Here is a 22,561-nt window from a genome sequence, read left to right as displayed (position 1 = left end):
ATTTTAAACAACAGTAACCTGTTCCTTAGCCATCAATTGATGCGCTATGTGTAACAAGTTTGCTTCGCTAAACTTCTTTGTGATGATCTGTACACCATATGGCATTCCGTTTGAATGCCGGTACAAGGGAACGGATATAGCCGGAACCCCTGCCAGATTTGCCAGTACCGTATAAATATCAGCCAGGTACATGGCAATAGGGTCGTCTGTTTTCTCCCCTAATTTAAATGCTGTGGTTGGCACAGTTGGCATTAAAATGGCGTCGTATTCTTCTAATATATCGTTGAGTTTTTCGGTTACAAGACGTCTAACCTGTTGTGCCTTAGTATAGTAAGCATCATAATAGCCTGCACTCAGCACAAAAGTCCCCAGTAATATACGACGTTTTACCTCTTTTCCGAACCCTTCGGATCTACTTTTTTTGTAAAATTCTGTCAGATCCAGGTTTTTCTCAGGGGTTCTGTGTCCATATTTTACCCCATCATAGCGGGATAAATTGGAGGAAGCCTCTGCTGTAGTGAGTACATAATATGCCGGAACTACATGGTCGAGGTATTCAAAACTTTTTCCTGATACCGTATGACCCAGAGTTTGTAAACTTTCAAAGAAATCAATATAGCCGTTCTTCATTTCTGCGTCCAGTCCTTCGTGGTACTGTGCATCCCTTAAATACGCAAAATTGAATGTTTTATTGTTCTCCAGGAGTGCTTTATAATCCGGTACTTCTTTCCGGGATGCGGTGCTATCGAATTCATCCGGACCAGCAATTACCTGTAGAACTGCCGCCACATCGGCAATATCCTTGCCAAAAATGCCAATCTGGTCAAATGAGGAGGCATAAGCGATGAGGCCGTAGCGGGAGATCCGGCCATAGGTCGGTTTCAGGCCAATAATACCGCAGAAGTCGGCCGGCTGGCGAACAGAGCCGCCTGTATCGCTGCCAAGACTTACCTGGCAAAGATCCGCCTGTACTGCTACGGCTGAGCCTCCTGAAGATCCTCCGGGGACGCGGGTATTATCCAGTGCGTTCAGGGTAGGGCCATAGGCAGAGTTTTCATTGGTAGATCCCATAGCGAATTCATCGCAGTTCAGGTCACCGATGATGATAGCATCTTCCGCCAGCAATCTTTCTACAGCAGTGGCAGAAAACAGGGAATTAAACCCTTCCAGTATATGGGAAGCGGCGCTTACATTATGGCCTTTATAGCAGATCACATCTTTAATACCTATCACCACGCCTGCAAGAGCGCCCAGCTTTTCCCCGTTTTTAAGGCGGGTATCAAGCTCGCGTGCTTTTTCCAGGGCTTCCTCTTCATACACTTCCAGGAAGGCATTCAAGTGCTTTAACTGAGCTATACGGCTGAGGTAATAGCGTACCCTCTCCGTACAGCTTGTGCTGCCGGCGTATAATGCTTTATGGAAAGTGATTATACTGCTGAATTCAGACAAGACTAAACCAGTTAAAATTAAATTAATCAGGATAACTCCTTAGCGGGAGTTGGCTACAGTTTATGCTTTTGGCAGTGTTGCGTCTTCAGTGCTGGTATGAGGTGCATCTGTAGTAGCTGGTGCTGCCTGAACAGGTTTTTCCCTCATTCCTTCTTCGATTTCCTGACGCACATTGTTCTTTGCGTCATTGAACTCGCGGATACCTTTACCGAGGCCACGCATTAATTCGGGGATTTTTTTACCTCCGAAAAGCAGCAATACTACTACGGCAATCAGCAACAGTTCAGACATACCAATATCCTGAAGGATCAAAAATGATGATTTAAAAAAAACAGCAGTCATCTTCTCAAGTGTTTATAAGTTCAGTCAACAAAGATAGCAGATATAATCGGCTTTTTCACCGTTTACAGGCTATCCTGCCGTAGTTTTAATACCATTTTAAGCACACGAAAAAAGCGGCACCGGTAATGGTCCCGCTTTTAACAAATTTCCCTGTATGTATACTAAACCCTTTTTTCTTTGATACGGGCTTTCTTACCAGCACGTTCGCGCAGGTAGTAAAGCTTAGCTCTTCTTACCTTACCCACCTTGTTCAACACGATACCATCGATATGAGGGGAGTAAAGCGGAAACAGTCTTTCCACACCAATGCCATCAGAAATTTTTCTAACAGTGAAAGACATTGTTGATCCTGTACCCTGGATTTTCAACACATCACCTTTAAAGGACTGGATCCTTTCTTTATTACCTTCCACGATTTTATAGTTGACAGTGACGTTGTCGCCTGCTTTAAACTTCGGGTACTGTTTGTTAGCTGTCAGTTGTTCGTGAACAAACGAAATTGCGTTCATCTTTCAAATATTTATGGGAGTGCAAAAGTAAGTCAAGAAATAGCATTTACCAAATTAAAAACCGAGAAATTATCTCTTTCAAATGGCAAAGCGATCTATATGACCTATGTATCATTCAGTTATAACAGGTCGGGCCTGCGTTGTTTTGTTCTTTCTACCGATTCCTGGTGCCTCCACTCCTCAATTTTTTTATGATCGCCGCTGAGGAGGATCTCCGGTACTTTCCAGCCGCGGAACTCTTCCGGGCGGGTATATACCGGGGGGGCCAGTAAATTATCCTGGAAGGAGTCTGTAAGGGCGCTGGTTTCGTTATTCAGCACGCCAGGCAACAGGCGGCCGATGGCGTCTACCAGTACGGCAGCGCCCAGTTCCCCCCCACTCAGCACATAGTCGCCGATAGAGATCTCCTTTGTGATAAAGTGGTCACGGATGCGCTGATCGATGCCCTTATAGTGGCCGCAAAGCATGAGCAGGTTTCCTTTCAGTGACAACTGGTTGGCCATTTTCTGGTTCAGTGTTTCGCCATCGGGGGTGAGATAGATCACCTCATCGTACTGCACTTTCGCCTGGAGCGACTCAATAGCATTTACAATGGGCTCCAGCATCATTACCATACCTGCACCGCCGCCAAACTGGTAATCGTCGACCTGGTTGTGTTTCAGGTTGGAATACTGCCTGAGCGGATGCACATGTATTTCCAGCAATCCTTTGGCCTGTGCCCTTTTCATGATAGAATGGGACAACGGGCTTTCGAGCAGTTCCGGCAATACGGTTATTATATCTATTCGCATGATTATCAGGTAACTTAACCGGTGTATAATTCAATCAGACCATCCGGCAGGTTAAGGAATACGGTCTGTTTTTTCCTGTCTATTTTTACCAGCGACTGTTCATTCACCGGCAGCAGTGCTTCCTTGCCCTTTATGAATACTTTTATGAGCACCTGCATAGGCATTTCAATCACTTCTTCCACGGTGCCCAGGGGGCCATACTGCTGGTCTTCCGCCATAAATCCCAGTAAAGCCAGGGGTGCGGAGGAGGCAGTTTGCTGTTTAAAGTCTTCCTCCTGCAGGTATACCTGCGCCGGCATCAGTTTTTGGGCTGCTTCCTTTGTATCTATTCCTTCCAGTTTGATATATACACTCTCGCTGTCTTTTACAGATACCTGCTGAACAAAGTAGGGAATAAAGCTGTTCCTGCGTTCTTCCAGGAATATAACGGTTACTCCTTTCAGAGCGGACCTTTTGCCCAGGCTGTGCCTTAGCACCAGGTCGCCCTGCAAACCATGGGCAGAAGCGAGCTTACCTATGCTAAAATAATTACTCATATAATTTAGTGAGGCCGGAACTGGTTACCGGCGAGGCTGTTCACAAAAATTAAAAAAGGAAATATTTGCGGCTGCAAATATTTCCTTTTTCAGGTATTGTTAAAACGTTGCCGTTTTATGCTTCGTTACCTTCTTCTGCTGCTGGTGCTTCAGTTGCAGGAGCAGCCGGAGTGTCTTCTACCTTTCTTACGATAGGAGCAGCAACTCTTGCTTTCTTGTGACCGTCGCGGCGGGCAGATACTTTTTGTTCGTGTTCAGCCTGCCATTGAGCGAACTTCTGATAAGCAGTAGGCTCGTCGAACAGGTTCAAAGTAACACCTCTTAACAGGTGTTTCAAATACAATACACCTTTGAATGACAAGATTCTTCTAACAGTATCGGTAGGTTGTGCACCTTTCTGCAACCAACGCAATGCCTTTTCGGTATCGATGTTGATGGAAGCCGGAACTGTTAAAGGATTGTAAGTACCAATTTTCTGGATGAATTTACCATCCCTTGGTGCGCGGGCGTCGGCTACTACGATAAAATAGAAAGGCCTTTTTTTCGCGCCATGTCTCTGCAGTCTGATTTTTACTGGCATAAATAAGTCGAGTTATTTTTTGCGAGTTAGGAAATATTGTTTAATTAGGGATGCAAATGTAATCAGTAAGTTGATATTTGCAAAATATATTTATGTCAATCTGATCCGTTTATCTCACCATTCCTTTCAAACCCTTACCACCGCCGCCAAATTTATTCATCATTTTCATCATCTGGCGCATTTGTTCAAACTGCTTCATGAACTGGTTTACATCCTGTATGGTTTTCCCGGCGCCCTTTGCAATGCGTTTGCGGCGGCTTCCGTCGATCATATCAGGGTCGGCCCGTTCTGCCTTCGTCATAGAGTTGATCATGGCTTCAATGCCTTTAAAAGCATCGTCGCTGATATCCAGGTCTTTCACCGCCTTTCCGACACCCGGGATCATGCCCATCAGGTCTTTCAGGTTACCCATTTTCTTGATCTGCTGGAGTTGTTCCTTGAAATCATCGAAATCGAACTGGTTCTGACGGATCTTCTTTTCGAGTTTTTTGGCCTGTTCCTCGTTGAACTGCTCCTGGGCGCGTTCTACGAGGGTGGTGATATCACCCATTCCGAGGATACGCTGCGCCATACGCTCAGGGTAGAAAACATCGAGTGTATCGAGCTTTTCACCCATGCTTACGAACTTGATGGGTTTTTCCACCGAGTATTTGATGGTAAGTGCGGCACCACCGCGGGTATCGCCATCGAGTTTGGTAAGTACTACCCCGGTAAAATCCAGCCGTTCGTTGAAGGCCTTGGCGGTGTTTACCGCATCCTGGCCGGTCATGGAGTCTACCACGAACAGGATTTCCTGTGGTTTCACAGCAGCTTTCACGGCGGCTACTTCCGTCATCATTGCCTCATCCACTGCCAGGCGGCCGGCGGTATCGATGATAATAACGTTGAAGTTATTTGCCTTGGCGTGTTTGATCGCGTTTTCAGCGATCTGAACAGCATTTTTATTTTCCGGTTCGCTGTAAACCTCCACTCCTATCTGCTCACCCAGTACTTTCAGCTGGTCTATTGCCGCCGGGCGGTAGATATCTGCCGCTACCAGCAGGGGTTTCTTATTTTTCTTTGTTTTCAGGAAGTTGCTGAGTTTACCGGAAAAGGTAGTTTTACCGGAACCCTGCAAACCTGCGATCAGCACGATGGTTGGATTGGATTTGACATCGAATTCGGCTTCTGTACCGCCCATCAGCTCAGCCAGCTCATCTTTTACGATCTTCACCATGAGCTGTCCGGGGGAAATAGATGTCAACACCTTTTCTCCCAGCGCCTTATCCTTTACTTTATCTGTAAATTCCTTTGCTATTTTATAGTTCACATCCGCATCCACCAATGCACGACGGATCTCTTTAACGGTAGAGGCTATATTTATTTCGGAAATCCGGCCTTCCCCTTTAAGCTGCTTAAACGCGGAGTCTAGTCTCTCTGATAATGATTCAAACATTGTTGGTATTTTAAACGGACTGCAAAAGTATATTTTTTTGCGGATTAACGCGGAATTTGTCTTGGAACACTGATTACGCTGATTTTGATGATTTCATTGATATCTTTTTAAGCGTATAAAAATTAAGGAGATAGAAGCGTTTCGCTTTTTATCTCCCTTAATTTTATAAAATCCAAAATAAAATCAAACTAGTCATCAAAATCAGCGTAATCAGTGTTCCAAGACAAAATCCGCACTTTACTAAAAAAAATCAGCGAAGAACGTTGCGGGTATACCACAACATGCTTCGCTAATCTTTAAAATCTTTACAAAATCAACTAAAAACCCAGGGTAATCAATATAATCCTGAGTCAGACAACATTCGCGCTTACCCGAGGTAGTTTCGCAGCAACTTGCTCCTGGAGGTAGTTCTTAATTTGGTAATGGCTTTGTCTTTGATCTGGCGCACGCGTTCGCGGGTCAGGCCAAATTTTTCGCCGATATCTTCGAGTGACATGGGATGTTCAACGGCAATGCCGAAGTACAGCATAATCACATCTTTCTGCCGGTCTGTTAAGGTAGAGAGGGAGCGCTCGATCTCGCGGCGGAGGGAATCGTGATGATCCAGTTCCTCGTCGGCACTCACCGCGTTCGGGTTTTCGAGTACATCCAGCAGGGAATTATCTTCCCCATCAATAAAAGGCGCATCCATTGATACGTGACGGGCGGCAACACCAAGGGTTGCTTCCACTTCTTCCGTATTGATTTCCAGGATGGTAGCCAGTTCATCGGGAGATGGTTCTCTTTCATATTCCTGTTCCAGCTGGGAATACGCTTTGCTGATCTTGTTGCTCAGGCCAACCTTATTCAGCGGGAGGCGAACAATCCTGGATTGTTCTGCCAGCGCCTGCAGGATAGACTGACGGATCCACCAAACGGCGTAGGAAATGAATTTAAAACCGCGCGTTTCATCAAAACGTTGAGCAGCTTTAATTAACCCGAGGTTCCCCTCGTTGATCAGGTCACTGAGTGACAGGCCCTGGTTCTGGTACTGTTTCGCAACGGATACCACAAAGCGGAGGTTTGCTTTGGTAAGCTTCTCCAACGCTCTCTGATCGCCCTGCTTGATCCGGATAGCGAGGTTTACCTCTTCTTCCGGCGTAATTAAATCCACTTTCCCAATCTCCTGCAGATACTTCTCCAGGGATTGTGATTCCCTGTTGGTAATGGATTTAGTGATTTTAAGTTGGCGCATTGACATAGAGTCGGAACAGTTACAGGTTAATAAAAAGTTAAGATTTGATGAATGCCTGACAAAAATAACTTTTTTTAGAAAGCCACCAAAAAAAATCTCTTCTTTTTAAATCATTTCCAAATAAAATCGATTGATCATTAAGGGCTTGCAATTGTCGCGGAAATTCGCCACTATGGGGGCGAAGCAGCCGGCGCTATCACATGCACTATTTTAATATTTATTATAAATGCAATATATATGGTTTTATTAAGGCGTATGAAAGTTTTTATCTATTCTATAAAAAAAAACCATAAATTATTTTGACAGAGTAAAATATTTTCTATAATTGCAACTGGATGATATTGATTTACTAATTATTTGAGAGATGTCTAAGAAAGTGCTTTATGAGTTAGAATTTCCGGTAAGGTGCTCGCCCGGTATCCTGTATGAATTCTTATCGACCCCTGCTGGCTTACAGGAGTGGTTTGCCGATAGGGTTGATTTCAGGGATAATGTTTTCTCCTTTTCATGGAACGGTACTGCTGAAGAAGCGGAAGTACTGGAACAGGAGGAAGATGAGTATATCCGGTTGCACTGGACGCATGCTCCCAAAGACGAATATTTTGAGTTCCGCATACAAATTTCTGAAGTAACGAATGAAACTATCCTGGTAGTAAAAGATTTCGCAGAGAAGAAAGAAGTGAAGGACCAAAGTCAGCTCTGGGAATACCAGGTGAAAGACCTCTTCCACCGCATAGGCAGTTAAGCCTTATTATCAAGTATATTGAGTAGCGTAGCATAAGCTTCCACTACCTCAGTTATGATTTTGCCCCAATGACCGATCACGAAAGGTTTAGCTATTTTAACAAAATCGTTCCGGCTGATCAGCGTTTTCCACTCATCTAAACTTAGGGTATCTATGAAACGATAGTTTCCATTTTCAAAATCGTGCTCCCAGGGATCTTCCTGAACATACACCTGAAATCCGGCCAGGCCCAGTTTTGCGAAACTGCTTTCCAGCACCGTATCGTAATGTTGTTTTACATTACCTCCCAGGTGCAGGGTAGCGCTGAAGTAATGTCCCCACCAGAACATGGTGCGGAAAGCAAAAACGCCTGTTTTACTGAAGTAGCGCGGATAATCCAGCATTACCCAGGGCAGCCCTTTGTATTGCTCTCCCTTCGATATTTTTCCTCCCTGAAGCAACCACTCCGGCTTAAAGGGAAAATCACTGTTACGGTCGTACGCAGCCAGGGCTTCCTGCAATTTTCCCATCAGTCCCATCACCTTCTCTATTGCACTGTTTTTCAGGAGAATAAAATGAGTGCTTTCTATAACGGCTGCTTCTTCCGGCGTTAATTCAAAACTTTCCATATAAATTTTAACGGTATTTTCAGGTTCTCCTTAACACTCCTTTGTGAAATCGTGCTAACTTTACCGTTTAGGAGTATCCTGACCAGTAGAATACGAAGATCGGGATTCCATTTTTTTAATACCGCATTATCAGTGAAAAAACTCGACAAGCTAATTATAAAAACCTTCCTGGGTCCTTTTGTAGCCACTTTTTTTGTTACCTTATTTGTACTGGTAATGCAATTCCTCTGGAAATATGTGGACGACCTGGTGGGTAAAGGCCTTGACACGGGTGTAATTATCCAGCTCATCGCCTACACCAGCGCTACACTGGTAACACTGGCCCTCCCCCTTGCGGTATTACTATCGTCTATCATGACCTTTGGTAACCTGGGAGAGAGTTTTGAGCTGGTAGCATTAAAATCTTCAGGTATTTCCCTGTTACGTTTCATACGCCCGCTGCTGCTGGTATGCTCCGTTATCGCTTTCCTGGCCTTCCTGTTTGCCAACTATGTGATCCCGGTGGCCAACCTGCAGGCCAAATCACTGCTCTACGACATTACCAATTCCAAACCCGCCTTTAATATCAAAGCCGGTGTGTTTTATAAAGATATTCCCGGTTATACCATCAAGGTAGCGCAGAAAGACAAAGACAACCAGACCATCCACCAGGTGATGATCTTCGATCACCAGAGTGGTGGCGGCGACCGGATCATCCTTGCCGAAAAAGGACAGATGGTGCTTACTGCCAATAAACGCTTCCTTTATTTTATCCTGGACAACGGGTGGAGATATGAGGAACGGAACAACCGCGGATACACCGTTCCCGGCGACATGATAAGGCTTGGCTTTAAAAAATACAGCAAGGCGTTTGACCTCAGCTCATTTGCTTTCAACCGCCTTAATATGGATCTTTTTGCATCCAACCAGCAGATGCTGAACGTAAGGCAGCTGGATGTAGCCATAGATTCCCTGCAGAAAGTGGAGAACCAGTTCAGCAAAACGGTAAATGCGTATGTAACTGTACGTTACCCATTCTTTAAATGGAAAGATTCTGCATGGGCAGCCAGCGCCCCCCCATTGAAAGTAAAGGATTTTGAAGACATCATACCGGAGAAAAGCCGCCGTAATGTGCTGGACAGGGCAGAACAGAATGTGCGTGAAACCCAGAGCGCCCTTGAACAGCCTACCCAGGAATTTGAAGATAAACATAGTGTGATCCTGATGCACAAAGTGGAATGGCAGCGTAAATTTACCCTTGCCGCAGCCTGTATCGTCATGTTCCTGATAGGTGCCCCGCTGGGCTCTATTATCAGAAAAGGGGGATTAGGTACCCCCCTGGTGTTTGCCGTGATCTTTTTCGTGATTTTCAATGTATTTTTCATGATCGGTGAAAAGATGGCCAGAAATGGCGTGATGTTCACCTGGTCGGGGATGTGGCTATCAAACATGGTATTACTTCCCATTGCAGGTTTCCTTATTGTTAAGGCTATGAATGATTCGCAGCTTTTTAATAAAGAATACTATTTTCGCGTTATTCAGCAAATAAAAAAGTTCTTATATAGATTTAGAAAGAAAGAAGTTCTTAAAGAGATTTAAGACTTAGCAACCTACAATTTAAAACCTACAAAATTGAAAACGCTGTTTACACTGTTCAGAAAGAACTCCTGGTTCTTTCTGCCCTTCCTGCTATGGCTAATAGTAGGCGGAGTAATGCTAACAACCTACAGTCAGCGGGACCTGTTTCTCAGTATAAACGGGGAACATTCCGACTGGGGAGATGTAATTGTTACCGGGTTAACCTACCTCGGTGATGGTATTATGTTTGGGATAGTGCTGTTCCTGATGCTGGTTACCCAGCGGTTCAGGCTATTCTTTATCGGGCTGGCCGTGCTGCTGCTGGTAACTATTATTGTGCAGGTGGCCAAACATTATTATAATGCACCCCGGCCCATTTCCTATTTTGGCGATGAAACGGCCACGCTGGTGCATACGGTAAAGTGGGTAAATGTGCATAGCAGCTGCAGTTTTCCATCCGGTCACTCTGCTGCGGCCTTTGGTATGTTCAGCTTCCTTGCTGTTATCGGGCGCAATAAAAAGCTGGGATTACTGTTATTAGTAATGGCGCTTTGCGCGGGTTATTCCCGTATTTACCTGGCACAGCATTTTTTTGTGGATGTATATGTGGGTAGCATCGTGGGCACACTGAGTACTGTTATTGTATATGGGCTTTTTAAATTCCGAGATACCACGTCATCGCCGGAAGTATGTGCAGAGGCGCTGTTACAGGCCAATGCCACAACATAGCAAGGTATAGGGCGAGCGGCCGGTAAGCGGGCCGCTCGTCATCCAATTTTTTAAATACTTTCAATGAAATACCTATTGATTGCCCTGGTGGCCGCTTTACTATTTATACCTTTTTTAGGGGCAGTACATTTATTTGACTGGGATGAAATCAACTTTGCAGAGGCAGCCCGGGAAATGATAGTAAGCCACAACTACAGCCAGGTGCAGATCGATTTCCGTCCTTTCTGGGAAAAGCCCCCTTTGTTTATATGGATGCAGGCTGCCAGCATGCACCTTTTCGGGATCAATGATTTTGCCGCCCGCTTCCCTAATGCCATCATAGGCATAGCCACACTGATCAGTTTATTTGCTATCGGTAAAAAGACAGTGGATGAAAGATTCGGTTTCTGGTGGGCCCTGGTGTATGCCGGTTCCTGGCTGCCGCATTTCTATTTTAAATCCGGTATCATAGATCCCACATTCAACTTTTTCATTTTCCTGGCCATCTACTTTGCATACCGTATAGGATATAACAGCAAACCTCTCCGCATGGCCATTCTCAGCGGTTTATTCCTGGGGCTGGCGGTATTAACCAAAGGGCCGGTGGCCATATTGGTAGCTTTGCTATGCCTGCTGGTGTACTGGATCTGGAATAAAGGAAAGATCAGTATCCGGTTTTCCCATATAGGATTAATTGCCTTGTTTGCCTGCATTACCACCCTGCTGTGGTTCGGGTATGAAATTATTGCGCATGGCTGGTGGTTTGTGAATGAGTTTGTGGCCTACCAGATCCGCCTGCTCACTACTGAAGATGCGGGTCATGGCGGTCCGTTCTTTTATCACTGGATTGTGTTACTGATCGGTTGTTTCCCGGCGAGCACCTTCCTTTTCACTTATCTGCAGAGCAGGAAAAAAACCATCTACTCCACCCCTGCTGCCATCGAGCTGAAGGATTTCAAGGTTTGGATGTGGGTGTTATTCTGGGTAGTACTGATCCTTTTTTCCATTGTAAAAACCAAGATTGTACACTATTCCTCGCTTTGTTATTTCCCCTTGTCGTTCCTGGCCGCCTGGCAGGTATACCAGCTTTCCGAAGGCAGGCAGCGGTTGCGCGGCTGGAACACTGCCCTGATACTTTTCATTGGAACAGTACTGGGAATTGCGATTGCCGCATTGCCACTTATAGGAGTTTACAAAAACATGCTGATCCCCTACATCGGCGACAAATTTGCCGTGGCCAACCTGCAGGCAGATGTGCCCTGGTCTGTATTGGAAGCGGGGTATGGTTTGGGTTATATTATACTGGTGATAGTAAGCTGCGTGCTGCTGATGCGTAAACAGCTCACCAAAGGGCTGTTGTGCTTATTTATCAGTACCATACTGGTGATACAGGTTACGGTGGTACACTTCGTGCCCAAAGTAGAGGCATATTCACAACGTGCCGCGATCGACTATTTTATTTCCCTGCAGGGAAAAGACGTATATGTGAAAGCGTTAGCCTACCACAGTTATGCACAGCATTACTATTCAAGGGAACAGCCACATGCCAATAAGAACTATTATAATGAAGACTGGCTGCTGAACGGGCCAATAGACAAGCCGGCCTATTTCATTTGCCGTATCACTGACAGTGAGCCTTACCGGCACCACCCCAACCTGGAGGTGATCGGGGAAAAGAACGGGTTTGTATTCCTGAAGCGGAAATAGATCGGATTTTGTCCTGGAACACTGATTACGCTGATTATACTGATTAGTTTGATTTTATTTTTTGTTTTATAAAAATTGAAGGGAGATATAAGCGGATATCGCTTTTTATCTCCCTTAATTTTTATATGCTTCAAAAAGATATCAATGAATCATCAAAATCAGCGTAATCAGTGTTCCAGGACAAAATCCGCTATACTGCTGCCTTGTAGCGTTTCTCCACTTCATCCCAGTTCACTGCATTCCAGAAAGCATCAATATATTCCGGGCGTTTGTTCTGATGCTTCAGGTAGTAGGCATGCTCCCAAACATCAAGCGCCAGGATGGGGGTGCCTTTATCTTTTACGATATTATGCATCAGCGGATTATCCTGGTTGGGGGTGTTGATGATGGCCAGTTTCTTCTCCGGTGTTACAATGAGCCATGCCCAACCGGATCCGAACACAGTTTTGGCGGCATCGTTAAACTTCGTCTGGAAGGTTTCCCAACTACCGAAAGCACTGCTGATAGCCGATTTCAGCTTATCAGAGGGCGTTTTTTTGGTAGGCGACAACAGCGTCCAGAAAAGGGAGTGGTTATAATGCCCGCCACCATTGTTGCGCACCGCTTTGTCTTTATCCGTTACCTTATTCAGGATTTGTTCCAGCGACAAAGTGGCAAATGCAGTACCGGCGAGATTATCATTTAGATTTTTCACGTAGGCCGCATGGTGCTTATCATGATGGATTTCCATAGTAAGCTTGTCGATATGAGGCTCGAGGGCATCATATGCATAAGGCAGCGCAGGAAGCACGAAAGGGGCTTTAGGATCGGCAAAGGCCGGCTGTCCGGACACAGAAGAAGTGGCCAGGCTGCTCAATGGCCCGCTCAGAACCGCGGCGCCGGCAAGACTGGTAAGCTTGAGAAATTCTCTCTTATCCATGTTTTTTTATTTAAATATATTATTGAGTAATAAAGATTGAGTCAGGTGGCGAAAAGCCGCAAATATTAAACCAAATCTCGCTGGTGGGAAGAGATGAAAAGTAATATTAAAACTAAGGTAAAAGTATAAAAACAGGAATTTAATATCAAAATAAAGGAAAACTTTTACTTTGTTTTCACATTAAATTACTATTTTACCTTACATTCATATCTTGATTACAGTGATGAGTTGTAATTGATTGTGTGATGCCAGATATATTTATCCCGGGCCTGGCAGGCAAACAAAGACCTGTTCATTAACCCGCCAATACGCCAACGTAATAACCGATCACATTTTAATTAAATTTTAAGCTAATACTAAGAGCAACAGGAATTGCTTTACACAACGATAATGATAATATAGCGTAATCCAGTGCAAGCAAACCTGGTCCAACCTCGATAAAGCAGGAAACATGATACAAGAGTACCTCAGGAAACAACAGGAAGAGAGCAATGACTACAAGCCTGTTTTTTATGATTTAAAAGACGAAAAAGACCGTCAGTCCTTCGAAAGCCTTCTGAAAACCCGTCCGCACCTACGTATTAACGACCATATCGATTCTCAGCTGAGGGAACTGATGAAAATCAGGAATCCTACAAAGCGTCTGACTGCAGTCGAATACGAGGAGAAGGTGCAGGCGTATCTTGATGGGGTTTCCCCGGAAGAATTTGGAGTATGGGTATATTATCCATGGAACGGCCAGGTAGTGCATATTGTGAATGAACCTGAGTTTATTGAATTACGTACCAGCCGGAACCAGCATAAGATCACCGCTGAAGAAATTGCCGTATTATCAAAAAAGAAGATTGGCATTGTTGGCTTGTCTGTTGGGCAGTCGATCGCACTTACCCTGGTAATGGAGCGCATTTGCGGAGAGCTGAGACTGGCAGATTTTGACAGGCTGGAGCTGACCAATATGAACAGGATCCGTTGCGGGATACATAACCTGCAGGTGCCAAAAGTGGTGATCGCAGCCCGCGAAATTGCAGAGCTGGATCCGTTTATCAAAGTAAAGATCTACGAAGACGGCATGACTGAAGCCAATATGGATGATTTCTTTACGAGCGGCGGCGTGCTGGATATTTTTGTGGAAGAATGTGATGGTGTGGATATTAAAATCCTGAGCAGGATAAAGGCAAAGTCCCTGAAGATTCCTGTTGTTATGGAGATGAACGACAGGGGCATGATAGATATTGAACGTTTTGATCTTGAGCCGGACAGGCCGCTGATGCATGGCCTGATACCGGAGGTGAATATCGACACCTTAAAAGGGCTGACGGATGCGGAGAAACTCCCGGTCTTCAGTCCTATGCTGGCCCTTGAAAATGCGTCGGCCAGGATGAAATACTCCCTGGGCGAGATTGGCAAAACCATTACCACCTGGCCTCAGCTCGCCTCTTCAGTTGTGCTTGGCGGAGCGTTGGTGGCCGATACATGCCGTCGTATCGCCCTGGATCAGTTAAAGAGTTCAGGCAGGTATTATGTTGATTTTGAGCAGTTGATTGTTTAACATACTTATGCCTTGTATAAGCGCTATTCCGCAATGTCATGATTAATGTAAGGGTATTTAGGGCTCCGGATGATCCTGAGGCTTGCATGAGATTTTATACCGGTCACCTGAAGTTGCTGGAAATTTATTTCGGCATAGCCCAGGTGACATCCGGCAGTGCTGACTGGATGCAACACGAGAACACGATAGTGATCATAGTGGAGGACGACACACGTACCAAAACATATGGTGGGGCACGCGTACAGCTTGCTGACGGCGTGTTGCCACTACCCATTGAAACGGCGATAGGCAAATACGATCCAAAAATATATTCTTATGTAAAAAAAGGCAGTGCTGAGATCTGCGGGATGTGGAATTCAAAGGAAGTGGCCGGAATGGGCATCGGCAGCCAGGTACTGGCAAGAGTAGGCGTTGTGCTGGGTGCGCAGCTACCAATAGATACCTATCACGTATTGTGCGCACCCATTACTACACGCGTGGGGAAACGCGTTGGTTTTGTTATAGATGAATCACTGGGCAACAACGGTACCTTCTTTTACCCGAAAGACGACTTCCTGGCCACGGCGATGGTGATCAACGATTGTTTCGACCTGCCTCATGCCGATCCGAAAGAGAAACTGCTGATTTCAGATCTGCGTGAAAATCCTATACAGTCCAAAATAGAAGTGGGCCCGAAGGGTTCCTATGAGGTAAACTACAGCCTCCGGATTCCCACACATGCCCACTCCACCCTGTAAGCAATTAACGGAACAGTATTTCTGAAAAAACACATAAATTCAAGCCTGATAACTAATCTCTTTCGTGATGCTGTATAAGATTGTAGGTTTATGGTCAATCTTTACCCTGATATCCCTGTTACAGATAACGGCGCAACCCGTTGTATATAAAAACAGCAAATCCCTGTTACAGATAGGCGGCTACCTCGAACTGTATACCGATAAGGCAGATACCCTCACCATCGCCTCCGCTCCTATGCAGCCTTTCAGGATCTCCAAACAGGACGTACCTAATCTGCAGATCACTCCATATACACAGTGGGCAAGGTTTTCCATCAACAATCAGTCGAAATCAGAAAAACTGTTGCTGGAAGTAGAATACCCGATTATTGATGACATCACACTGTATGAACTGAAGCCCGATGGCACTATTAAACAAAGCCGGCTGGGAGAATTCACCGCCTATAAGAACCGGGGATATGATCATCAGAACTACCAGTTTCCCCTGCGGCTGCTGCCTGGTGAAACAAGGCAGTTCTACCTGAAAGTTAAAGCAGGAGAGCAGTTGCAGTTGCCCATTTACCTGGGTACGCCGGAAAGCGTTTATGAAAAAAACAACAAACGGGAGCTCATTTTTGGTATATACGTAGGCGTTATCCTTGCAATGGCTTTCTATAATCTCTTCATTTTTATATCCACCCGCGACAACAGCTATCTTATTTACGTAAGCTACATCATTTGTGTGGGCCTTACCCAGGTAACGCTGCAGGGATATTCGTTCCGTTTCCTGTACCCCAACTACCCGTGGCTTGCCATGCATGCCACCGTACTGGTACCGATATTCAACGGGATTACCGCGCTGACATTTATCCAGAAGTTCCTTTCCACCAGGGTGAATTACCTGCTGGGACACAGGCTGATGAATGCAGTGAATATATTGTACCTGCTTTGTCTGATCCCTACTTTTCTGAACATGTACACGTTTGCGCAGATATTTGTACAACTGGATGCTTTCCTGGCGTCGACGATGGCCTTTGTTGTTGCCTGGCGCATCAGCCTGAAAGGAGTGAGAGACGCGCGTTACTTCCTGCTGGCGTGGTCTGTATTCCTGAGCAGTGTGTTCATTTTCGTATTGCGCAATTTTAATGTGCTGCCCTATAATAACTTTACCTACTACGCACTGCAGATCGGTTCGGGTATAGAAGTATTGCTGCTGTCGTTTGCCCTGGCACATAAGATCAATGTATTCAAAGCGGAAAAAGAAGCCTCACAGCAGATGGCCCTGGCTATATCACAGGAAAATGAAAGACTGGTAAGAGAACAGAACATCATCCTGGAAAGTAAAGTAAAAGACAGAACAGAAGACCTGCAGGCCACCAACCTGGAGCTGAACAATGCCTTAACCAACCTCAAAGATGCCCAAACCCGGCTGGTAGAGAAGGAGAAAATGGCGTCGCTTGGTCAGCTCACAGCTGGTATTGCCCATGAGATCAACAACCCGATCAACTTTGTTACTTCCAATATCAAACCGCTGAAACTGGATATTGCCGATCTGAGAGAATTATTGAACCGTTATGACGAATTGCCGGAAAGTACAGATATGTCCAGGTCGCTCGCAGAAATTGCAGCATTCAAAAAAGAGATTGATATTGATTATATCCACGAAGAAATTTCCTCTCTTATCAAAGGAATAGAAGACGGGGCTACGCGCACTGCGGAAATAGTGAAGGGGTTGCGTACTTTCAGCCGGCTGGATGAGAGCGAGGTAAAGTCCATTGATATCCATGAAGGGCTGGACTCCACGTTGGTGCTACTGCGTAACGCCATTCCTCCCTATGTGAACATTGTAAAAGATTATGCAGAGCTGCCAAAAATTGAGTGCTATGCCGGTAAAATAAACCAGGTGTTCATGAATATTTTCAGTAACGCACTGAACGCGATCAAATCCAAGAAAGAACATCACGACGAATTCATCTCCATAAAAACAAAACAGGAAAACAGTTTCATTGTTATTACTATCAAGGATACGGGTATCGGTATGTCGGAAGCTGTACGGGAAAAGATCTTTGATCCCTTCTTCACTACCAAGGATGTAGGGGAAGGCACGGGGTTGGGATTATCTATTGTATTCAGTATCATTGAGAAGCATAAAGGCAGGATTATCGTGCATTCAGCCCCTGGCGAAGGAGCGGAATTTATTATATATTTACCTCTTAATATCGCTAATCATTTATCGTAATTAACCATAAGGTCTTTTAATGAAAGAAAACCGCATAAGAATATTATACATAGATGATGAGATTCATAACCTGAATGCGTTCAAAGCGAGCTTCCGCAGAAGTTATGAGATTTATACGGCTACTTCAGCGCAGGAGGGTAAACTGCTGCTGAAAGAGATCATGGTGCATATTATCATTGCCGACCAGAAGATGCCGGTATCTACCGGTGTGGAATTCTTCAATGAAATAAAAGATACGCTGCCCGACCCGATGCGTATCCTGCTGACCGGTTATACGGATGTGGAAGATATTATAGACGCCATTAACAAAGGACATATCTATTCCTATATCAAGAAGCCCTGGGATGAGCATGAGCTGCATAAAACCATCAACAATGCCTACGAGATATACCGTACACGCAAACAATTGCGGGAGAAGATAGAAGAGCTGGAGAAAACGAACGATGAACTGAACCGTTTCATTTATTCCACTTCCCATGATCTGCGTTCCCCGCTGATGTCTGTATTGGGTATTATCAATTTATCCAGGCTGGATAATTCGATAGTGGACCCCAACGGTTATATGAACATGGTAGAGGCCTGTGTATTAAAGTTGGATGATTTTATCCAGAAGATCATCGAGTACTACCGCAATTCCCGGCTGGAAGTGGAATATGAAAGGATAGATTTCAATACACTGCTAAATGACTGCATCACTGCGTTCAAACCGCAGAACACCCAGATCCTTTTTCAGACGAATGTAGACCAGGCAGTGGATTTCAGGGGCGACACCTTCAGGATCAGTGTTATTTTAAACAATCTTATTTCAAATGCTGTTAAGTACCAGAAACCGGAGGAGACCAACCCGATGGTTAATCTGTCTGTTAAAGTAGAACCGCATAAAGCCACCATCTGCATACGTGATAATGGTATCGGAATTTTAAGCGAGCATCTCAATAATATTTTCAAGATGTTCTTCCGGTCCAAAAATAATAATAAACCTGGTAGTGGTATTGGCTTGTATATTGTTAAGGAAGCGCTTAGTAAAATAGGTGGCACCATTAACGTAGAGTCCAAATATGGCGAAGGCACCCAATTTGAAATTACCATCCCTAACAGAAATGAATTCGATACCTGACCTGCGAGTCATATTGATTGATGACAATGAGATTGATTTGTTACTGCATGAAAAGTTGATCGGATTTCAACAAATCAGCAGAACCGTGATATCATTTGCCAATGCCAATAAGGCACTGGAATTCCTGTCTTCCAACATCGCGTTGCCCAAAATTCCGCCTACCGTTATCCTGCTGGATATACAGATGCCTGAGATGGACGGCTTTGAATTCCTGCAGGCCTTTGACTCCTATCCCCAGAAGATCAAGTCGCAATGCCATATCGTAATGGTATCTTCTTCACTGGATTATGGGGATATTACCCGTACCAACGCCAATCCTATGGTAGTTAAATTATTGCGAAAACCCTTACTGCTAAAGGATCTGAAAGAAACCGTGGAAGGAATTTTCAAAGATTTTCTATAAAATGTTGGTGTTTACAGGAAAAAATATATTTTTGCATCCCAAACAACAATAAACGGGGGATTAGCTCATCTGGTAGAGCGCAAGCATGGCATGTTTGAGGTGAACGGTTCGAGCCCGTTATCCTCCACCCGTAAAGCCTGACACTCAGTGTCGGGCTTTTTTTATGCAGATACCCGCCTGCCCGTGATCAGGGATCAAGTTGAAAAGTTAGGGGATGTCCATAAATTTTAAGGGATCAAGCCTAAAAGTGGGAAAGGGGCTTACAACAACGCTTCACTCATTTCGGCAGGTATGGTCCTGGGCTGTTTAAGGGGCAACACAATAATAAAGGTGGAGCCCTCTCCCTCCCTGCTCCTGGCGGTAATAAGGCCGCCATGCTTGTCAATTACCTTTTTGGCGATAGCCAGCCCGATGCCCGTACCTTCATAAAGATCGGAGGTATGGAGGCGCTGGAAGATGGTAAATATTTTAGAGAGATATTTTTCATTGAACCCGATACCGTTGTCGCGGATAATGATGCGGCAGTATTGCCCCTCCGTAAAGGCCGCGCTGTCCGGATTCAGATCGGTTACCGTATCGGCGGAAATATTTATTTCGGGAGGAACATCTTTGCGGGAAAATTTCAATGCGTTACTGATGATGTTTTGAAACACCTGGCGTATTTGCCCCGGAACCGCTTCAATCTGAGGCATTTTTTCCACAGTGATGACCGCATTCCGTTCCGTGATCATCAGCTCCAGGTCCACCAGGATCTCCTCGATAATTTTATTGAAGTCGGTAATTTCGTTTATGCTTGCCACGGATAAACGTGAATAGCTCAGCAGGTCATTGATCAGCCTTGCCATGCGTTCTGAGGAGCTAACGATCCTCTCCATATAAGAGAGGGCGTTAGGGTCTGTTTGCAGGAACCGGTCTCTTAAAATAGCTCCAAAAAGCTGGATTTTACGCAGAGGCTCTTTCAGATCGTGGGAGGCTACGGATGCAAACTGCTGCAGATCATGGTTACTGGCTTCCAGCGATTTATTGATCTCCCTCAGCTCTTCTGTTCTCTCCCTTACTTTCTGTTCCAGCATATCATTCACCTGTTGTTGGTGTGCAATCAGGGCTTCCTGAGCGAGCTTTCTTACTTCTACTTCTTCCTTGAGCGACTGATGCATTTGCTTCAGCTCCTGGGACTGCTGGTAAAGGCGGGAAAATGTTTTCACCTTCATCAGGAGTATATCCGGATCCACGGGTTTGGTAATGTAGTCAATACCACCGGAGTCATATCCTCTTACAATAAAACGTTTGTCTTTATTTACGGCCGACAGGAATATAATGGGAATGTCTTTGGCTTTACTATGGCCTGATAACGCTTCGGCTACTTCAAAGCCGTCCATGCTGGGCATCTGCACATCCAGGATAATGAGCGTGTAGTTGTGCTTCAATATTTTTTTTAATGCTTCTTCACCGGACAAAGCAGTGTCAACCTCGAACTGGTAAAGTTCCAGGGTTTTCCTGATAGACAATATATTTTCCGGCTTATCATCTACAATTAAGATCATACAGCATAATCGTTAAACCCAGCGGGCAATGCAGGATACTGCCCCCTGTATTTTTTTTACAATGGCCTTTCAATAATCATACCCCTGCCATCCGGTTAATGAAAGCCGCCATTTCCTGCGGTTGCAGGATAACGTCAACAGGAGCCTGCATGATAGCTTGTTTTGGCATATAATCCACTTCCGCGCTGGCTGGGTCCTGTACGGCGGTGGTTCCCCCCGCATTATGTACGTCTATCAGGCCTTCCGTACCATCGATGTTGGCGCCGGAAAGCAATAGTGCGGTCATGTTGCTTCCATAGGCCAGCGCTGCAGACGTAAAGGTAACATCTATGCTCGGCCGGCTGAAATTCACTTTTTCCGAATCATCCAGGGAAAAGGTATGATCGGTTTCTATCAGCAGATGGTAATCTGCCGGCGCAATGTAAACAGTGGCCGGTTGCAAGGGCTCCTTTTCCGCCGCTTCCATTACTGGCAGGCAGCATCTGGTAGATAACAAGTCTGTTAATATAGATTCATAATGGCTTTGACGGTGTAAAACGATCAGAATGGCTGCCGGAAGCGAGGCTACGAGCCCCGGCAGCAGTGTTAAAATAGGTTGCAGCCCACCGGCTGAACCACCTATTACAAATAAGTATGGTGCTGTACTCATAAACTACTTATTTAGTATTACAACTGCACCTTCCGCCAGATTTTTTCCCGGTTCTCCAGTTGCCGGAACCTGTCGGCCACACTGGTGAAGTTAAGGGTTTCTTTACTTCCCAGTGCCAGGAAACCTAACTGCTCCAGGCTGTCGCTGAACAGTGTGAGTACCCGGTCCTGCAGTTTTTTATTAAAATAGATCAGCACGTTGCGGCATATGATCAGCTGAAATTCATTAAAGGAGCCATCTGTTACCAGGTTATGCGGGGAGAAGATGATCTTCCTGCCAAGATCTTCCCGGAACTTCGCATATTCATAGTTGGCCGTATAATACGACGAAAAATCTTCCCTGCCCCCTGCTTCCATATAGTTGCGGGAGTATTGCTGCATCTGTGAAAGCCGGAACATTCCCTTACGGCCTTTCTCCAACACGCCAGCATTGATGTCCGTTGCATAGATCACCGCCTTGTGCAGTAGTTTTGCTTCTTTAAGCAGGATAGCAAAGGAGTATACTTCTTCCCCGGTAGAACAGCCTGCATGCCATACGCGGATAGACGGATAGGTGGCCAGCACCGGTAATACCTGGGTACGCAATGCCTGGTAGAAAGAAGGGTCACGGAACATCTCCGTTACATTTACCGTAATCTCTTCTACAAACCGTAACGCATATGCCGGATCGGAAATAATGCGGTAGCGGTATTCAGCAAAGCTGGGAAAACGATCGGTCAGGTACAGGTGGTTTACCCGCCGGTTAATAGAGGCGGGAGCGTACTCTGTAAAATCATATCCATATCTTTCAAGTACGTCATTCAGCAACAGGGATACTTCCTGTTCACTTACCGGGTTCCTGCTCACATTTATACTGATAAACATTGCTGTAGCTGTAACAGTAACTCATCTACATCAATCGGTTTTGAAATATAATTATCGGCGCCCGCTTCAAGGCACTTTTCACGATCGCCCACCATTGCCTTTGCTGTTACTGCTATCAGCGGCAGGCGGCTGTTTCCGGGCAGCGCGCGGATAGCAGCAATGGTTTCGTAACCGTCCATATCGGGCATCATAATATCCATCAATACCGCTCCTACCGAATGGGCTGCGGACAGTAACCTTATTGCCTCCGTACCGGTACCAACAGCTATTGACGGAATATTCCTGGATCTCAGCACCGCTTTTAATGCAAAAATATTGCGGGCATCGTCATCTACAATTAATACCAGTTTCTGTTCCATTA

Annotated in this window: 23 protein-coding genes and 1 tRNA gene; 10 read left to right on the top strand and 14 right to left on the bottom strand. The window is 45.3% G+C overall.

From position 1 onward, the window contains the following. Positions 1-3: 3 nt before the first annotated feature. From gatA to FN124_RS15420, 8 genes are all read right to left on the bottom strand, one after another. On the bottom strand, positions 4-1,449 hold the full coding sequence (gene gatA / locus FN124_RS15455) for an Asp-tRNA(Asn)/Glu-tRNA(Gln) amidotransferase subunit GatA (RefSeq protein ID WP_142685722.1): 1,446 nt from the start codon (positions 1,447-1,449) through the stop codon (positions 4-6). 60 nt (positions 1,450-1,509) lie between these two features. After that, positions 1,510-1,761, bottom strand: a complete 252-nt coding sequence (locus tag FN124_RS15450; RefSeq protein ID WP_260607465.1) for a Sec-independent protein translocase subunit TatA/TatB — start codon at positions 1,759-1,761, stop codon at positions 1,510-1,512. A 191-nt stretch (positions 1,762-1,952) separates the two neighbouring features. Beyond that, positions 1,953-2,300, bottom strand: a complete 348-nt coding sequence (gene rplS / locus FN124_RS15445; protein ID WP_079473603.1) for a 50S ribosomal protein L19 — start codon at positions 2,298-2,300, stop codon at positions 1,953-1,955. Positions 2,301-2,419: 119 nt separating this feature from the next. Beyond that, the gene (gene trmD / locus FN124_RS15440) at positions 2,420-3,091 is read right to left on the bottom strand and encodes a tRNA (guanosine(37)-N1)-methyltransferase TrmD (protein ID WP_142685720.1); all 672 of its coding nucleotides are present in this window, start codon (positions 3,089-3,091) and stop codon (positions 2,420-2,422) included. Positions 3,092-3,105: 14 nt separating this feature from the next. Beyond that, positions 3,106-3,627: a ribosome maturation factor RimM gene (gene rimM, locus FN124_RS15435; protein WP_142685719.1), complete on the bottom strand. Its 522-nt coding sequence runs from the start codon at positions 3,625-3,627 to the stop codon at positions 3,106-3,108. Between the two features lie 115 nt (positions 3,628-3,742). Then, positions 3,743-4,207, bottom strand: a complete 465-nt coding sequence (gene rpsP / locus FN124_RS31775; protein ID WP_142685718.1) for a 30S ribosomal protein S16 — start codon at positions 4,205-4,207, stop codon at positions 3,743-3,745. 109 nt (positions 4,208-4,316) lie between these two features. After that, positions 4,317-5,642, bottom strand: coding sequence for a signal recognition particle protein (gene ffh / locus FN124_RS15425; RefSeq protein ID WP_142685717.1), 1,326 nt, complete (start codon positions 5,640-5,642; stop codon positions 4,317-4,319). 367 nt (positions 5,643-6,009) lie between these two features. After that, entirely contained in the window at positions 6,010-6,876 is an 867-nt protein-coding gene (locus tag FN124_RS15420) for a sigma-70 family RNA polymerase sigma factor (protein ID WP_079473598.1), read from the bottom strand. Between the two features lie 364 nt (positions 6,877-7,240). Between FN124_RS15420 and FN124_RS15415 the strand changes: the two genes are divergently transcribed. Then, positions 7,241-7,621 (top strand): START-like domain-containing protein, encoded by a 381-nt coding sequence (locus FN124_RS15415; RefSeq protein WP_142685716.1) that lies wholly within the window; start codon positions 7,241-7,243, stop codon positions 7,619-7,621. Here the strand turns inward: FN124_RS15415 and FN124_RS15410 are convergent. Continuing rightward, on the bottom strand, positions 7,618-8,229 hold the full coding sequence (locus FN124_RS15410; RefSeq protein ID WP_142685715.1) for a hypothetical protein: 612 nt from the start codon (positions 8,227-8,229) through the stop codon (positions 7,618-7,620). The two genes, FN124_RS15415 and FN124_RS15410, sit on opposite strands and share 4 nt — an antisense overlap. Positions 8,230-8,361: 132 nt before the next feature. Between FN124_RS15410 and FN124_RS15405 the strand changes: the two genes are divergently transcribed. The 3 genes from FN124_RS15405 to FN124_RS15395 all read left to right on the top strand — a co-directional run bounded on the left by FN124_RS15405 (position 8,362) and on the right by FN124_RS15395 (position 12,201). Continuing rightward, entirely contained in the window at positions 8,362-9,807 is a 1,446-nt protein-coding gene (locus FN124_RS15405; protein WP_142685714.1) for an LptF/LptG family permease, read from the top strand. 33 nt (positions 9,808-9,840) lie between these two features. Further along, the gene (locus FN124_RS15400; RefSeq protein ID WP_142685713.1) at positions 9,841-10,515 is read left to right on the top strand and encodes a phosphatase PAP2 family protein; all 675 of its coding nucleotides are present in this window, start codon (positions 9,841-9,843) and stop codon (positions 10,513-10,515) included. A gap of 63 nt (positions 10,516-10,578) precedes the next feature. Continuing rightward, a complete protein-coding gene (locus tag FN124_RS15395) occupies positions 10,579-12,201 on the top strand; it encodes an ArnT family glycosyltransferase (protein ID WP_142685712.1) in 1,623 nt (540 codons plus the stop codon). Positions 12,202-12,391: 190 nt separating this feature from the next. On the opposite strand, the gene FN124_RS15390 is transcribed toward FN124_RS15395, so the two are convergent. Then, entirely contained in the window at positions 12,392-13,120 is a 729-nt protein-coding gene (locus FN124_RS15390) for a superoxide dismutase (protein WP_142685711.1), read from the bottom strand. A gap of 451 nt (positions 13,121-13,571) precedes the next feature. Between FN124_RS15390 and FN124_RS15385 the strand changes: the two genes are divergently transcribed. The 6 genes from FN124_RS15385 to FN124_RS15360 all read left to right on the top strand — a co-directional run bounded on the left by FN124_RS15385 (position 13,572) and on the right by FN124_RS15360 (position 19,271). Continuing rightward, positions 13,572-14,669, top strand: a complete 1,098-nt coding sequence (locus tag FN124_RS15385; RefSeq protein WP_142685710.1) for an Rv1355c family protein — start codon at positions 13,572-13,574, stop codon at positions 14,667-14,669. An 86-nt stretch (positions 14,670-14,755) separates the two neighbouring features. After that, positions 14,756-15,406, top strand: a complete 651-nt coding sequence (locus FN124_RS15380; protein WP_260607464.1) for a hypothetical protein — start codon at positions 14,756-14,758, stop codon at positions 15,404-15,406. Between the two features lie 67 nt (positions 15,407-15,473). Further along, complete coding sequence (locus FN124_RS15375) at positions 15,474-17,624, top strand: sensor histidine kinase (protein WP_142685708.1); 2,151 nt, start codon at positions 15,474-15,476, stop codon at positions 17,622-17,624. A gap of 19 nt (positions 17,625-17,643) precedes the next feature. After that, the gene (locus FN124_RS15370) at positions 17,644-18,741 is read left to right on the top strand and encodes a sensor histidine kinase (RefSeq protein WP_142685707.1); all 1,098 of its coding nucleotides are present in this window, start codon (positions 17,644-17,646) and stop codon (positions 18,739-18,741) included. After that, positions 18,683-19,144 (top strand): response regulator, encoded by a 462-nt coding sequence (locus FN124_RS15365; RefSeq protein ID WP_142685706.1) that lies wholly within the window; start codon positions 18,683-18,685, stop codon positions 19,142-19,144. The genes FN124_RS15370 and FN124_RS15365 overlap by 59 nt, the downstream gene beginning before the upstream one ends. 54 nt (positions 19,145-19,198) lie before the next feature. Next, a tRNA-Ala gene (locus tag FN124_RS15360) sits at positions 19,199-19,271 on the top strand. A 133-nt stretch (positions 19,272-19,404) separates the two neighbouring features. Here the strand turns inward: FN124_RS15360 and FN124_RS15355 are convergent. The 4 genes from FN124_RS15355 to FN124_RS15340 all read right to left on the bottom strand — a co-directional run bounded on the left by FN124_RS15355 (position 19,405) and on the right by FN124_RS15340 (position 22,559). Further along, entirely contained in the window at positions 19,405-20,688 is a 1,284-nt protein-coding gene (locus FN124_RS15355; RefSeq protein WP_142685705.1) for a hybrid sensor histidine kinase/response regulator, read from the bottom strand. Between the two features lie 76 nt (positions 20,689-20,764). Then, positions 20,765-21,337, bottom strand: coding sequence for a chemotaxis protein CheB (locus FN124_RS15350; RefSeq protein WP_142685704.1), 573 nt, complete (start codon positions 21,335-21,337; stop codon positions 20,765-20,767). A 17-nt stretch (positions 21,338-21,354) separates the two neighbouring features. Next, the gene (locus tag FN124_RS15345) at positions 21,355-22,200 is read right to left on the bottom strand and encodes a CheR family methyltransferase (RefSeq protein ID WP_142685703.1); all 846 of its coding nucleotides are present in this window, start codon (positions 22,198-22,200) and stop codon (positions 21,355-21,357) included. Beyond that, on the bottom strand, positions 22,185-22,559 hold the full coding sequence (locus FN124_RS15340; protein ID WP_142685702.1) for a response regulator: 375 nt from the start codon (positions 22,557-22,559) through the stop codon (positions 22,185-22,187). Before FN124_RS15340 ends, FN124_RS15345 begins: the two co-directional genes overlap by 16 nt. Between the last annotated feature and the right edge of the window lie 2 nt (positions 22,560-22,561).

The organism is Chitinophaga polysaccharea, from assembly GCF_902150045.1.
GTDB classification, from domain to species: domain Bacteria; phylum Bacteroidota; class Bacteroidia; order Chitinophagales; family Chitinophagaceae; genus Chitinophaga; species Chitinophaga polysaccharea_A.
The sequence above is the reverse complement of the archived record's forward strand: the minus strand, read 5'-3'. Positions and strand labels throughout refer to the sequence as shown.